General features: G+C 63.6%; 16 protein-coding genes. 5 read left to right on the top strand and 11 right to left on the bottom strand.

The window, feature by feature from the left end:
• The first annotated feature begins 28 nt into the window (after positions 1 to 28).
• A complete protein-coding gene (locus BMI86_RS09135) occupies positions 29 to 730 on the top strand; it encodes a DUF502 domain-containing protein (RefSeq protein ID WP_078540889.1) in 702 nt (233 codons plus the stop codon).
• On the opposite strand, the gene BMI86_RS09130 is transcribed toward BMI86_RS09135, so the two are convergent.
• The 11 genes from BMI86_RS09130 to BMI86_RS09080 all read right to left on the bottom strand — a co-directional run bounded on the left by BMI86_RS09130 (position 712) and on the right by BMI86_RS09080 (position 10409).
• Positions 712 to 1749, bottom strand: a complete 1038-nt coding sequence (locus tag BMI86_RS09130; protein WP_078540887.1) for a patatin-like phospholipase family protein — start codon at positions 1747 to 1749, stop codon at positions 712 to 714. The genes BMI86_RS09135 and BMI86_RS09130 overlap by 19 nt on opposite strands.
• A gap of 86 nt (positions 1750 to 1835) precedes the next feature.
• Positions 1836 to 3056, bottom strand: coding sequence for a cysteine desulfurase (locus BMI86_RS09125; protein ID WP_078540886.1), 1221 nt, complete (start codon positions 3054 to 3056; stop codon positions 1836 to 1838).
• 8 nt (positions 3057 to 3064) lie between these two features.
• Positions 3065 to 3658, bottom strand: a complete 594-nt coding sequence (locus BMI86_RS09120) for a YIP1 family protein (protein ID WP_168173822.1) — start codon at positions 3656 to 3658, stop codon at positions 3065 to 3067.
• Complete coding sequence (locus BMI86_RS09115; RefSeq protein ID WP_078520714.1) at positions 3658 to 4149, bottom strand: Yip1 family protein; 492 nt, start codon at positions 4147 to 4149, stop codon at positions 3658 to 3660. Before BMI86_RS09115 ends, BMI86_RS09120 begins: the two co-directional genes overlap by 1 nt.
• Before the next feature lie 9 nt (positions 4150 to 4158).
• Positions 4159 to 5436, bottom strand: coding sequence for a Fe-S cluster assembly protein SufD (gene sufD / locus BMI86_RS09110; RefSeq protein ID WP_078540882.1), 1278 nt, complete (start codon positions 5434 to 5436; stop codon positions 4159 to 4161).
• Positions 5436 to 6209, bottom strand: a complete 774-nt coding sequence (gene sufC / locus BMI86_RS09105) for a Fe-S cluster assembly ATPase SufC (protein WP_078540880.1) — start codon at positions 6207 to 6209, stop codon at positions 5436 to 5438. The genes sufD and sufC overlap by 1 nt, the downstream gene beginning before the upstream one ends.
• 9 nt (positions 6210 to 6218) lie before the next feature.
• A complete protein-coding gene (locus BMI86_RS09100; RefSeq protein ID WP_078520716.1) occupies positions 6219 to 6533 on the bottom strand; it encodes a heavy metal-binding domain-containing protein in 315 nt (104 codons plus the stop codon).
• Between the two features lie 58 nt (positions 6534 to 6591).
• Entirely contained in the window at positions 6592 to 7125 is a 534-nt protein-coding gene (locus tag BMI86_RS09095) for a hypothetical protein (RefSeq protein ID WP_078540878.1), read from the bottom strand.
• A gap of 99 nt (positions 7126 to 7224) precedes the next feature.
• Positions 7225 to 8745, bottom strand: a complete 1521-nt coding sequence (gene sufB / locus BMI86_RS09090; protein WP_078540876.1) for a Fe-S cluster assembly protein SufB — start codon at positions 8743 to 8745, stop codon at positions 7225 to 7227.
• Positions 8746 to 8763: 18 nt separating this feature from the next.
• A complete protein-coding gene (locus tag BMI86_RS09085) occupies positions 8764 to 9807 on the bottom strand; it encodes a cysteine desulfurase family protein (RefSeq protein ID WP_078540874.1) in 1044 nt (347 codons plus the stop codon).
• 143 nt (positions 9808 to 9950) lie between these two features.
• Positions 9951 to 10409 (bottom strand): Rrf2 family transcriptional regulator, encoded by a 459-nt coding sequence (locus BMI86_RS09080; RefSeq protein ID WP_078520720.1) that lies wholly within the window; start codon positions 10407 to 10409, stop codon positions 9951 to 9953.
• A gap of 255 nt (positions 10410 to 10664) precedes the next feature.
• Between BMI86_RS09080 and BMI86_RS09075 the strand changes: the two genes are divergently transcribed.
• Genes BMI86_RS09075 through BMI86_RS09060 form a run of 4 tightly spaced genes read left to right on the top strand, consistent with a single transcriptional unit; the run spans position 10665 to position 12626 of the window.
• On the top strand, positions 10665 to 11342 hold the full coding sequence (locus BMI86_RS09075; RefSeq protein WP_078540872.1) for an alpha/beta hydrolase: 678 nt from the start codon (positions 10665 to 10667) through the stop codon (positions 11340 to 11342).
• Positions 11342 to 11605, top strand: coding sequence for a hypothetical protein (locus BMI86_RS09070; RefSeq protein ID WP_210402714.1), 264 nt, complete (start codon positions 11342 to 11344; stop codon positions 11603 to 11605). Before BMI86_RS09075 ends, BMI86_RS09070 begins: the two co-directional genes overlap by 1 nt.
• On the top strand, positions 11602 to 12039 hold the full coding sequence (locus BMI86_RS09065; RefSeq protein ID WP_078540871.1) for a hypothetical protein: 438 nt from the start codon (positions 11602 to 11604) through the stop codon (positions 12037 to 12039). The genes BMI86_RS09070 and BMI86_RS09065 overlap by 4 nt, the downstream gene beginning before the upstream one ends.
• Positions 12036 to 12626, top strand: a complete 591-nt coding sequence (locus BMI86_RS09060; protein ID WP_078540869.1) for an HD domain-containing protein — start codon at positions 12036 to 12038, stop codon at positions 12624 to 12626. Before BMI86_RS09065 ends, BMI86_RS09060 begins: the two co-directional genes overlap by 4 nt.
• The last annotated feature ends 69 nt before the right edge of the window (positions 12627 to 12695 follow it).

Here is a 12695-nt window from a genome sequence, read left to right as displayed (position 1 = left end):
CATCGCCACGAGAGGGCGCATCCAGATCATGACCAAAGACGACCCCCATCCGCGCCGCCGCTCGCGCTTTGCCGCGCTGCGCGCCTCTTTCTTCACCGGGTTGATCGTCGTCGCGCCGATCGGTCTGACGATCTGGCTCATGTGGACGATGGCCGGCTGGGTCGATGGCTGGGTGCTGCCGCTTGTCCCGCCAGAGCTACGCCCCGAACGCTATATCGGCATCAATGTGCGCGGGCTCGGCGTCATCATCTTCCTTGTCTTCACGGTCATCGTCGGCTGGCTCGCCAAGGGCTTCTTCGGGCGCACGATGCTGCGCTTCGGCGAGAGCATCGTCGACCGCCTGCCCTTCGTGCGCACGGTCTATAGCGGACTCAAGCAGATCGCGGAAACGGTGCTGAGCCAGTCCGAAGGCAAGTTCGACCGCGCCTGCATGATCGAATACCCGCGCGAGGGCCTGAAGGCGGTCGCCTTCGTCTCCTCCACCGCGAAGGGCGAAATCGCGGCCAAGGCCGAAGACGACGACCCGCTGATCTCGGTCTTCCTGCCGACGACGCCGAACCCGACCTCGGGCTTCCTGCTGTTTGTCCCGCAATCGCAGGTGACCTATCTCGACATGTCGGTCGAGGATGCGGCGAAGCTGATCATCTCCGCCGGTCTGGTTTACCCGCAGCCGAAAGAAGCGAAACCCGCGAAGAAAACCAAGGTGAAACTTCAGTCGAACAAGGCCTGAAGATCGGTCGACGCCTCTTTGCCGATCTTGTCGGCATGGGCGTCGAGCCAGCGATCCGCCGCCGCCCGGCCCGCCAGTTTCAGCTTCGCGAGCATCCCCCACTCGGGCAGGATCTTCGATTTCGCGCTCAGCTCGCCCATGACGTCGTCATCGGCGATCATATGGATCAGCACATCCTTCATCGCCCCTTCAGGGAGCCGGTCCTCGCGGATCAGACGATGCACGAAATTGATCGCTCGCAATTCGCGCAGCAGCGAGGAGTTGAAGCTGATCTCGTTGACCCGCTCGTCTATCTGCGCGGGCGTTTTCGGAATCTCGTCGCGCCAGAGCGGGTTGATCGAAATCACCACCACGTCGCGCGGATAGGCCGGTTCGAACAGCGGAAACAGCGGCGGATTGCCGGTATAGCCGCCATCCCAATAGGCCTCGGTGCGGCCAGTTTTCGGGTCCTCGATCTCGACCGCCTGGAAAATCTCAGGCAGGCAGGCCGAAGCGAGGATCGCATCCGCCGTGATCTCGTCGCCGGTGAAGACCCGGATCTTGCCGGTGCGCACATTGGTGGCCGAGACATGCAGCCGCGGCCCCTCCTCCGCGCAGACATCGCGATAGCGAAACCGCTCCACCACCGAGGCCAGCGGATTGACGTAGAACGGCCCCGCGTCATAGGGCGAGAAGACCCGCGACATGCCGTCGATGAAGGCCGCCGGCGTGAAGGCGTCGAACCAGCGCGTCAACGCCTCGGTGCCGGGCAGTTGCGCAGGCATCAGCCGCTCGAGCCGCAGATCGACGCTTTCGGCGACTTGGCTCCAAAGCTCATCCAGAGACGCACGCGCCCCTTGACGACCGCCCCGCGCATAGCCCGCCTTGAACGCGGCCCCGTTCAGCGCCCCCGCCGAGGTGCCCGAGATCGCCGCGTAGTCCAGCCAGTCTTCATCCAGAAAACGGTCGAGAACGCCCCAGGTGAACGCGCCATGCGCGCCGCCACCTTGCAATGCGAGGTTAATGCTCTTGCGGTTCATCGGCTCGGCCCTTTCGCTGCCTGCCTCCCTGCCGCAGAGCTATGCTGCATCGCAGCAAAAGCAAGTCCCCTCGCCGAGCGGCGCCCTTAGCCTAGCAGATCGTGGCACAATTCGAGCGCGGAAATCAGCGCATCGGCCTCTTCGCGGGTGTTGTACATCCCGAAAGACGCGCGCGCCGTCGCCGTGACCCCAAGCCATTCCATCAGCGGACCGGTGCAATGCTGCCCCGCGCGCACCGCGACACCCCGCTTGTCGAGGATGGTCGAGATGTCATGCGGATGGGCGGGACCATTCAGCGTGAGCGAGAAGATCGCGCCCTTATCCCCCGCAGTGCCCTGCTGATTGAGCCAGTTCAGCCCGCTCAGTTTCTCGGCGGTGTAGTCGCGCAGATCGCGCTCATGCTCGGCGATATTCTCCATCCCGATCCCCATCAGGTAATCGAGCGCGACACCCATGCCGATCTGCTGCACGATGCCGGGCGTACCCGCCTCGAACTTCATCGGCGGCGTGTTGTAGATCACCGTGTTGCGGGTGACGGTGTCGATCATGTCGCCCCCGCCAAGGAAGGGACGCATCTCCAGCATCCGGTCGCGACGGATGAAGAGTGCCCCGGAACCGCTTGGCCCATATAGCTTATGTCCGGTGATGACGTAGAAATCGCAGCCCAGATCGTCGACATCGACGGGGCCATGCACCGCCGCCTGCGAGCCGTCAACCAGTGTCGCGATCCCGCGCGTCCGTGCAGCCTGCGCGATCGGTTTCACATCGACCCGCGTGCCCAGCACGTTCGACATATGGGTGATCGCGATCAGCTTAGTGCGCGGCGTGATCGCCTCCAGCACCTTCTCGGGCGGCAGCGAGCCGTCGGCCTCGGGCTCCACCCAGACCAGCTTCACGCCCTGCCGTTCGCGCAGGAAATGCCACGGCACGATATTGGCGTGGTGCTCCATCACCGACAGGATGATCTCGTCGCCCGGCTCGAGGTTCGGCGCACCCCAGGCGTAACTGACGAGGTTGATCCCCTCGGTCGAGCCGGTGGTGAACACGATCTGCTCTTCGTCGGCGACATGCAGGAAGCGCGCGACGATCCCGCGCACGCTCTCGTATTTCTCGGTCGCGATATTGGACAGCGTATGGAGCCCGCGATGCACGTTGGAATAGTCGTGCTCATACATCCGGGTCATCGCATCGATCACAACGCGCGGCTTCTGCGCCGAGGCCCCGTTATCGAGGTAAACCAAGGGCTTGCCGTTCACTTCTCGCGTCAGGATCGGGAAATCCGCGCGGATTTTTTCGATATCATACATGGAGCACCTCAGAGTGACGCGGGGTCTGCGGGCATTTGCACGAGGCCGGTCGACACCAGCACGATCCCCGCGATCATCGCCGAGCCCAGAAAGGTCAGGATAACCCCGAAGCCGGTCGCCACGGGGTTTTCGAACCCGTGCAGAACCATCGTGAACTGCACCAGCAAGTAGAACATCAGCGCCACCAGCAGCACCGACATCAGCGTGGCCGAGATCGGGAAGAAGACCATCAGCACGACCTGGATCATCTGACCGATCATCAGAACGAATTCGATCCAGGTCAGAAGCAGCAGCGCATCCGGGAATTTCCCATGCCCGCCAAAGCGTTGGCCGACGAAAGACATGGCGAAAGCGCCATAGACCAGAAGCGCGCCCTGCAGCCCCGCCACGGTGAGCGGCGGCGTCACCGTGCCGATATCCACCTTGGTGATGAAGGAGAACACCAGCTGCGCGAGCGTGCCGAGGATCGCGGTCATCACGACCACCAGCACCATCGCCATGAACCGCGCATTGGCGTTCAGATTCAGCCCGATCAAATCGCGCGCAACCGATTTCGGATCGGTGAAGCTACGGATAAGCCATTCTTTAAGATCAGGCTGCATCAGTTTGTTTTTCCTTCGAATTCTACCACGCGCAACGCTGCGCCCCATAGCAAGACGAAGGCTACCGTCACAAGCGCGGAGACCAGCGAAAGTTCCGCCCCGCGCCCGATGAACCCCGCCACGAGCCCTTGCAGCAGCATCAGCGGCGAGACCGCCAGAAGCGACCAGAACAGCGCGACGCGCGCACCATACCAGCTTCCCTGCCCGCCGAGGAGCCTGAGCACAAGGTGGCTCAGTGCCGCAATCGCGTAGAAGACGGGCACGGTCGCGAGCAGCGCCAGCACCGTGCCCATCATCAGCCCGACCATCGGCTGGTCGGGCATCTCATGGGCAATCCGCGACAGCCGGGGCCACTGCGCGATGAAGATCACGGTCAGCGCCGCAAGCAGGAAGACCAGCGCGCGCGGCTCGGAGGCCGGGCGCGCGAGATGCTCGCGCATCACCACGCGCGGACGCCGATAGCTGCGCCGGATATCGTCTGTCGCGGACATCGCAGCGCCTCAGCCGCGATGGCGTGCAAGCCACCCTTCCAACCGGGTCAGGATCGCATCGCGGAACCGCTCTTCCTCAATCTCTTCAATGGCATCGGCGACGAAGCTCAGAACCAGCAGCGCAGTGGCTTCCTCTTCCGGCACGCCGCGCGAACGCAGGTAGAAGAGCGCGGTCTCATCGATCGCGCCGGTGGTCGAGCCATGCGAGCACTGCACGTCATCGGCGTAGATCTCGAGCTCCGGCTTGGCGAGGAACTGGCTGTTCTCGTCGAGCAACAGCGACTGGCTGATCTGGTAGCCATCGGTCTTCTGCGCGCCCGGCTTCACGAGAATCTTGCCCTGGAAGATGCCCTCGGCGCCGTTCTTCAGCACTTTCTTGAAGACCTGACGGCTCTCGCCGCGCTCGGCCCCGTGGGTGATGAAGACGGTGTCGTCGTGGTGGAACTTGCCGGTTTTGCCATCGCCAAGAGCCGCACCCGCAACGTGGGCATTCGCGTCGTCGCCCACGATGTCGATCACGCATTCATTGCGCGTCAGCACCCCGTTCGAGGTCAGCGTGAAGCTCTTGAACAGACCTTCTTCCGCGACGCGGGTGAAGATCGAGGTCACGGCACGGCGCTCGTGATCGCGGCCCTGCACGCGGATGTGGTGGAAACGCGCGCCCTTGGCGACGTCCACTTCCATCAGCTTGTTGAAGCGCGCGCCCGCCGGGCCGTTCTCCAGGACCGTGATTTCCGCGCCCTCTTCGAGCTTCACGAGGTGATGCAGGATCGGGTCGGAAGTCTCTGATTCATGGGTGTAAATCAGGCTCACGGGTTTCTCGGCGGCGCCGGTCACGCGGATCAGAACGCCATCGGTCGCCGACGCCGTGTTGAGCGCTGCGAAGGGACGTTTCACCGGATCCTGACCGTTGGCCTCCAGCGTGCCGTAAAGGCTGCTGGCCCAGTTCACGTCGGGCGCATCGGCCAGACGCAGGATCTCGACGCCGGACATCGCCAGATCGTCGGAAGCCTCGGGATCGAACACGCCGTCGCGGAACACAATCTTGAGCCGGTCGATCTCGCCGAAAATCTCCGGCTCGTCGTCGCCGAACGGCGCCGCGGGCACCGGATCGGGCGCGATGAAATCGGTCGGGTTGGTCCAGCGCCAGTATTCGTCACGACGGCCCGGCAGGCCCATCGCGTTCAGACGGTCCAGCGCGGCGCGGCGTTGGGGCCCGAACCCGTCGGGCAGAGAAACGCGCGCCAGCCGCGTCTCGGCGGGGGTCATTTTCTCGACTGCCGACATTACGCCATCACCTCCGAAATCCCGTGTTTCGCGAGCAGGTCGGCATAGCCGTTCTTCTCGACTTCAAGGGCCAGTTCCGGCCCGCCGGTCTCGATGATGCGGCCATCCGCCATGATGTGGACGACATCGGGTTTGATGTGGTCGAGCAGGCGCTGGTAGTGGGTGATCACGAGGAAGGAGCGGCCCTCGTCGCGCAGCGCGTTCACACCTTCGGCCACCAGACGCATCGCGTCGACGTCGAGGCCGGAATCGGTCTCGTCGAGGATGCACATCTTCGGCTCGAGGATCGCCATCTGCAGGATTTCGTTACGCTTTTTCTCACCGCCCGAGAAGCCGACATTGACCGGACGCTTCAGCATGTCCGCGTCGATCTTGAGCGATTTCGCCTTGCCGCGCACCAGTTTCAGGAAGTCGCCAGCGGAGATTTCCTCCTCGCCGCGCGCCTTGCGCTGTGCGTTGAGCGCGGTGCGCAGGAAGGTCATGTTGCCGACGCCGGGGATTTCCACCGGGTATTGGAACGCGAGGAACAGGCCTGCCGCCGCGCGCTCTTCGGGTTCGGCCTCCAGCAGGTCGGTGTCGTTGAGATGCGCTTCGCCTTCGGTGACCTCGTAGCCATCGCGGCCCGAGAGCACATAGGACAGCGTGGACTTACCCGAGCCGTTCGGCCCCATGATCGCATGGACCTTCCCGGACTCGACGCTCAGGTTGACGCCCTTGAGGATCTGCTTGTCCTCTTCTTCCAGTTTGACGTGCAGGTTCTTGATATCAAGCATGGTTCTTCCTCAGGATACGGTTACAGCGGTGCCGGAGGCCGACACCATAAGCATGGATTGGCCGACGACCTCGTAGTCGAGATCGACGCCGACAACGGCATTCGCGCCCAGCTCGCGGGCGCGGTCTTCAAGCTCGCCGAGCGCCGTGGCGCGCGCGTCTTGCAATTTGGATTCGTACGCGCCGGAGCGGCCACCGATGATGTCGGTGACTTGCGCGAAGATATCGCGGACGACATTGGCGCCCATGATGGCTTCGCCCACGACGATGCCATGATAGGTCGCGATCGGGCGACCCTCGATACTGGGGGTGGTGGTGACGATCATGCGCGCCCTCCCGTTTGGCGACCCATGCGGGCCGCGGCGGGCGCGGGCGCGCGAAGGGTCAGAAGCGGATAGTGGTCTCGGCGTAGCGCAGGGTGCGCGGCTCGAATTGCGCGGTCTGCTGCTCCACCCAGTCGGGCGTGAAGGCGAGCGCCGCCATGTCCGGTTGCCAGAAGGCGATATTGTGCAGCCCCACGAAGGCCAGCGCGACGCCCAGCAGCTGCACCGCCATCAGTTTCACCGACGCCAGCCGCAGCATCATACCCAGCCCGAAGGCGGTCAGCACTGCCGCAACCACGAGGACCAGATCCGGGTTGGAGCCCACTTTTTCGGCCAGTTCCGGCGTCAGAAAGCGCATCTTGAGCGCGGTGACGACCATCATCCCGATCGCACCGACCATCAGCGCGGGCAGGACCTTGAACACGGCCAGCCGCGAGTGACGCGGCTTGGCGATGACCTGACGCAGCATCGCGGAATCGTTGGCCACCCAGGCTTCCTGATCCCCTATATGCAGCTGAATCCGGCCCTTCGCCGATTTCCGCGTTTTCTCGATCCGCGCGAGGCGATCGTTGAAGCTGGCGCTCGATACCGTCATGGCCCTCACCTATCCCTTTGGACAGGTTAAGACATGCATAAGGATTATGCCCGAAATGGGGCAGATCCTCGGCAATTTCGATATTTGCGCGCGTGAAGATCACCCGACGCTCCCCTCCAGCGAGATCGCCACAAGGCTTTGAGCTTCCATCGCGAATTCCATCGGCAGCGCCTGAAGGACTTCGCGGCAGAACCCGTTGACGACAAGCGCCACGGCCTCTTCCTCGTCCATCCCGCGGGCGCGGCAGTAGAACAGCTGATCGTCATCCACCTTCGAGGTGGTGGCCTCGTGCTCGACCCGGCTCGAGTTGTTCTTCACCTCGATATAGGGAACCGTGTGCGCGCCGCATTTGTCGCCGATCAGCAGCGAGTCACATTGCGTGTAGTTGCGCGAGTCGGTCGCTTTCGGGTGCATCGAGACGAGACCGCGATAGGTGTTCTGCGCCTGACCGGCCGAAATGCCCTTGGACACGATCCGCGAGCGGGTGTCCTTGCCCAGATGGATCATCTTGGTGCCGGTATCGGCCTGCTGCCAGTTATTCGCGATGGCGATCGAGTAGAACTCGCCCTGGCTCTCGTTGCCGCGCAGGATGCAGGACGGGTATTTCCACGTGATCGCGGAGCCGGTCTCGACCTGCGTCCACATCACCTTGGCGCGGTCGCCGCGGCAATCGGCACGCTTGGTGACGAAGTTGTAGATGCCGCCCTTGCCGTCTTCATCGCCCGGGAACCAGTTCTGCACCGTGGAATATTTCACCTCGGCATCTTCCTCGACGATGATCTCGACCACGGCCGCGTGCAGCTGCGCGGTGTCGCGCTTGGGCGCGGTGCAGCCTTCGAGATAGGACACGTAAGAGCCCTTGTCGGCGATGATCAGGGTGCGTTCGAACTGGCCGGTATTCTCCGCGTTGATGCGGAAATAGGTCGACAGTTCCATCGGGCAGCGCACGCCCGGCGGCACATAGACGAAGGAGCCGTCCGAGAACACGGCCGAGTTCAGCGCTGCGTAGAAGTTATCCGCCTGCGGCACGACCGAGCCGAGATATTTCTTCACCAGCTCCGGGTGTTCCTGGATCGCTTCCGAGATCGAGCAGAAGATCACGCCCGCCTCGGCCAGCTTGTCCTTGAAGGTGGTGCCGACGGAGACGGAGTCGAACACTGCGTCGACCGCGATCTGGCGATCTTCGAGGTTGATGTCTTCCGCGCCTTCGACGCCCGCGAGGATCATCTGTTCCTTCAGCGGAATGCCGAGCTTCTCATAGGTGGCGAGCAGCTTGGGATCGACCTCGTCGAGCGACTTGGGCTTCTCGACCATGCTTTTCGGACGCGCGTAGTAATACTGGTCCTGAAAATCGATCACCGGAACCTTCAGCAGCGCCCAGTTCGGCTTGGGCATATCTTCCCAGCGCGAGAACGCCTGCAGACGCCATTCGGTCATCCACTCGGGCTCTTTGTTCTTGTCCGAGATGAGGCGGACGATATCCGTGTTCACGCCTTTGGGCGCGTATTCCATCTCGATATCGGTGTTCCAGCCGTATTTGTAGGTGCCCATATTCTGGACGGTTTCGACCGTCTCGCGATCGACGCCTTCACGTACTTCCACCTGATCAACGCCCGCCATATCCGGCTCTCCCATCTCTTACCCGCGCCGTGCGCGGTGTTTCGCTTCGCATTTCAGCCAGTGTTCGGCGAAACGCATGACATCTTCTTCGCGGCTCTGCGGCCCCAGCGAGACCCGCAGAGCCGATCCCGCCTCGGTTTCCGAAAAGCCCATCGCGACCAGCGCAGCAGAGCTTTTGACCTTCCCGCTCGAACAGGCGGAGCCTGCGGAAACCGCGAACCCGCCCAGGTCCATCTGCATCACCTGCGTCTCGCCCTTCCAGCCGGGCGTGATGAAGCAGGAGGTGTTCGGAAGCCTGTGCGATTCATTCCCGACAAAAATAGTCTCGCTTGCCCGATCCGCAATGGCGTTTTCTAGAATGTTTCTAAGTTTTTCGATCTCGCGCCAGATTCCGCCCTCAAGATCACGCGAGGCCGCTTCGGCGGCCGCACCGAAGCCCGCGATGCCGATCAGGTTCTCCGTGCCGGCCCGCCGACCCATCTCCTGACCGCCGCCTTTGAGCTGCGCCGCGATATCCGTGCCGCGCTTCACGATCAGCGCGCCGACGCCTTTCGGCCCGCCCAGCTTATGCGCCGAGACGATGCCGCAGGTGGTGCCGAGCCAGTTGAACGCGAAGGGGATCTTGCCGAAGCCTTGGGTGAGATCGCTCAGATACAGCCCCTCGGGCAGATCCTGCACCACGCCGGTCTCGGAATTGGCCAGCTGCAGGGCCGAATTTGCCGGATCGATGACGGTGATCCGCCCTGCCCGATCGACGGGAAGATCCTCGACGCACCAGCTGCGGATCGCATCATGCTCGACGCCCGCGCAATGCACCTCGCGCCCCGCCAGCGCCAGCGCCGCCGCCTCGGTCGCGCCGGAGGTGAAGATCACATCCTGCCCCTCGGCCCCCAAAGCCGCGGCAACCTGAGAGCGCGCGCGCTCCATCAGCGCTTTCGCCGCGCGGCCCTCGGAATGCACCGATGACGGGTTGCCCACCACATCCATCGCTTCGATCATCGCCTGACGGGCCTCTGCCCTCAGCGGCGTTGTCGCGTTCCAATCGAGATAGCTGCGCGCCATGATACGCTCCGCTTAGTTGGGTGTCGGATAGCTGCGGCGGGGATAGGGCAGCCGCGCCCCAGAAGAAAGGGCGTGCCTTCGACTTGGCAAAAATATCCCCCGCGGAGCGTCCGCGAGAAGCCATCACGCCCCGGCGGTCGGAGTTACTCGTCGACGACCGAAAACAGGCTCGGCACGGCCGGACAGGGTTTCATGCGGTTCTTCACCACATCATCCAGCGTCGTCTGGTGCAGGAAGACGAAGACCTGCGCCGACAGGCTCTCCCACAACCGGTTCGCCATCGACTGCGCCCGCGAGCCCGAGATCGCCCCTGACGCGCCAGCGCCGACATGCATCGCCGAGACGGTCTCGTCCACGGCCTCGAAAATCTCCGAGATGCGGATCTCCGACGGGCAGCGCGCCAGCCGGTAGCCGCCGCCCGGGCCGCGCACCGAATTCACCAGCCCCGCCCGACGCAGCCGCACGAAAAGCTGCTCCAGATAGGGCAGCGAGATATCCTGACGCTCCGACAGCGCCGCCAGAGAGGTCCGGCTGCCTTCGCCCGCCAGCGCCAGATCGACCAGCGCGACCATCGCGTAACGGCCTTTCGTCGACAGTTTCATGCACCCTCCTCGGCCCGAGACCCATCCGAACCCGTATTTAGCCGAAAATCGGCCCGAAAACACCGCCCGCGCAGGAGTGAATCATTGCTAAAGCATTGACGCAAGCGCGAGGGCCGATTACCTCCACCAATGCCCGATCTCCCGGCATGGCGCCGGGGGAGGCTTTCTCCTAGGCCAGCCGCGCCGACCCGTCAAGAAAGGCAGGAGCGCAGGCGCCCAAGGAACCCAGAGCTGGCGCAATAAAAACGAGAGACGATGCCCGAAGTCATTTTTCCCGGTCCCGAAGGTCGCCTCGAGGGGCGCTACCACCCGCAGCCCGCACCCGACGCGCCGATCGCGATCATTCTGCACCCCGACCCGCAATTCGGCGGCACGATGAACAACCGCGTCGTCTACAACCTGCATTACGCCTTCTTCAAAATGGGCTTCACCGTTCTGCGCTTCAACTTCCGGGGCGTGGGCCGCAGCCAAGGCGAATACGATCAAGGCGTGGGCGAATTGTCCGATGCCGCCTCGGCGCTGGACTACCTGCAGACGATGAACCCCAACTCGAAACATTGCTGGGTCGCGGGCCATTCCTTCGGTGCGTGGATCGGCATGCAACTTCTGATGCGCCGTCCCGAGATTACCGGCTTCATCTCGGTTGCCCCGCCCGGCCCCTCGTCGCCCGGCCCCGGCAATTACGACTATTCCTTCCTCGCGCCCTGCCCGTCCTCGGGCCTGATCATCAACGGCACGAACGACCGGATCGCGCAGCCCAAGGAAACCGAGCAACTGGTCTCCAAGCTGCAGGAGCAGAAGGGCATCACGATCACCCATGAGGTCATCGAAGGCGCGGATCACTTCTTCAAGAACGAAGAAGCCCATATGCAGCCGATGATCGACACGGTTCAGACCTATGTCCGCCGCCGCCTGACGGAGGGCACGCGCTAATGGCGCTGATCGACGAACTTGCTGAAAAACTCGCCACCGACACGATGGAGGCGATGCGCAAATATGACGACGAACGCCTCTTCATGGAGGTGAGCAACTATATCGGCACGTCGTCGCCCTCGCTGCAGGAGGCCTATATCACGGCCTGTCGCCTGCATATGGCCGAGCAACGTGGCCGCGAATTCTTCGAGCGCAAGCTGGTGGAACTGGAAAAGCGGGCGCAGGCAGCGGCGAAGACACCGGAATCCGGGACCGGGTCATGAGCCCGGGGGCCGCGCGCGTCGTTTTCGCAGCAGCCCTCTCCCTCGCCCTGTCGCTGATCATCGCGACAGCCTTTCATGCAAGCCACATGATTTGCGACGGAGAGTGGAGCGGCGCGTCCTCGCGCGGCGAAGCGCTGATCCGGGGCTTGGGCGAACTGCTCGCGAACCCGATGCATATGATCATCGTGGTCGTCCCGCTCTGGCTGGGCTGGACCGGGCTTTTGCTCGCGGCCGCGAACCGCGCGATCCCGCCGGTTCTGGGGATGGGCATCGTCGTCTTCTCGATCCTCGCCACGGTCCTGTTCTACGCCTTCGCGGCACCGAACCTCGACTGTTCCGGCTATACCGACCGCGCGTTGAGCTGGCGCGCCGGCGGTCTCTTCGCCTTCGTGGCGCTACTTCTGCTACTGCCCCGGCTCTGGAGACGCACATGACCCGGCTCGACCAGCAATTCGCCTTCCTCGCCGAGGCCGAGAAACTGAAATCGGTAACCCGCGCGACGCCGATCCATGACGCCTCGCGCCCCGAAAACTCGGGCGAGCATAGCTGGTCGCTCGCGCTCTATGCGCTGACGCTGGCCGAACAGGCGCCCGAAGGCGTCTCGATCGACCGGGTGATCCGCATGCTTTTGCTGCACGATCTGGTCGAGATCGACGTGGGCGATGTGCCGATCCACAGCCAAGGCGGCACGGCACATGGCGCGGAAGACATCCAGAAAGCCGAAGCCGCCGCCGCGGAGCGTATCTTCGGGCTGTTGCCCGAGGATCAGGCGGCAGGGATGCTGGCGCTCTGGCTCGAATTCGAGGCCAACGAGACCCCCGACGCGATCTTCGCCAAATCGCTCGACCGGGTGCAGCCGGTGCTGCTCAACCACCAGTCGGGCGGCGGGTCCTGGATCGAGTATGACGTGAGCTTCCCGCAACTCGAAGAGCGCATCGGCACCAAGATCGCCCGTGGCGCGCCTGCGGTGTGGGACTGGGTGCGCGCCAAGGTCGAAGGCTGGTTCGCGGCGCGCAGCTGAAGACCGCGCCCGGCCCTCACCCCCTATTCCACCGCGTTCCTTCGGGATTTCGCGGAACCTCCGTATACA

Origin of the sequence: Thioclava sp. DLFJ5-1 (genome assembly GCF_002020115.1) — a bacterium.
Classification (GTDB): Bacteria; Pseudomonadota; Alphaproteobacteria; order Rhodobacterales; family Rhodobacteraceae; genus Thioclava; species Thioclava sediminum.
This window is presented reverse-complemented; position numbering and strand designations above follow the sequence as displayed.

Excerpts from the sequence above, each read along its gene's own strand:
- BMI86_RS09065 (WP_078540871.1), top strand. The coding sequence starts at position 11,602 with ATGAGCCCGGGGGCCGCGCGCGTCGTTTTCGCAGCAGCCCTCTCCCTC.
- BMI86_RS09100 (WP_078520716.1), bottom strand. The coding sequence starts at position 6,533 with ATGATCGTCACCACCACCCCCAGTATCGAGGGTCGCCCGATCGCGACC.
- BMI86_RS09120 (WP_168173822.1), bottom strand. The coding sequence starts at position 3,658 with ATGCAGCCTGATCTTAAAGAATGGCTTATCCGTAGCTTCACCGATCCG.
- BMI86_RS09125 (WP_078540886.1), bottom strand. The coding sequence starts at position 3,056 with ATGTATGATATCGAAAAAATCCGCGCGGATTTCCCGATCCTGACGCGA.
- sufD (WP_078540882.1), bottom strand. The coding sequence starts at position 5,436 with ATGTCGGCAGTCGAGAAAATGACCCCCGCCGAGACGCGGCTGGCGCGC.
- sufB (WP_078540876.1), bottom strand. The coding sequence starts at position 8,745 with ATGGCGGGCGTTGATCAGGTGGAAGTACGTGAAGGCGTCGATCGCGAG.
- BMI86_RS09135 (WP_078540889.1), top strand. The coding sequence starts at position 29 with ATGACCAAAGACGACCCCCATCCGCGCCGCCGCTCGCGCTTTGCCGCG.
- BMI86_RS09115 (WP_078520714.1), bottom strand. The coding sequence starts at position 4,149 with ATGTCCGCGACAGACGATATCCGGCGCAGCTATCGGCGTCCGCGCGTG.
- sufC (WP_078540880.1), bottom strand. The coding sequence starts at position 6,209 with ATGCTTGATATCAAGAACCTGCACGTCAAACTGGAAGAAGAGGACAAG.
- BMI86_RS09080 (WP_078520720.1), bottom strand. The coding sequence starts at position 10,409 with ATGAAACTGTCGACGAAAGGCCGTTACGCGATGGTCGCGCTGGTCGAT.
- BMI86_RS09070 (WP_210402714.1), top strand. The coding sequence starts at position 11,342 with ATGGCGCTGATCGACGAACTTGCTGAAAAACTCGCCACCGACACGATG.
- BMI86_RS09075 (WP_078540872.1), top strand. The coding sequence starts at position 10,665 with ATGCCCGAAGTCATTTTTCCCGGTCCCGAAGGTCGCCTCGAGGGGCGC.
- BMI86_RS09060 (WP_078540869.1), top strand. The coding sequence starts at position 12,036 with ATGACCCGGCTCGACCAGCAATTCGCCTTCCTCGCCGAGGCCGAGAAA.
- BMI86_RS09130 (WP_078540887.1), bottom strand. The coding sequence starts at position 1,749 with ATGAACCGCAAGAGCATTAACCTCGCATTGCAAGGTGGCGGCGCGCAT.
- BMI86_RS09085 (WP_078540874.1), bottom strand. The coding sequence starts at position 9,807 with ATGGCGCGCAGCTATCTCGATTGGAACGCGACAACGCCGCTGAGGGCA.
- BMI86_RS09095 (WP_078540878.1), bottom strand. The coding sequence starts at position 7,125 with ATGACGGTATCGAGCGCCAGCTTCAACGATCGCCTCGCGCGGATCGAG.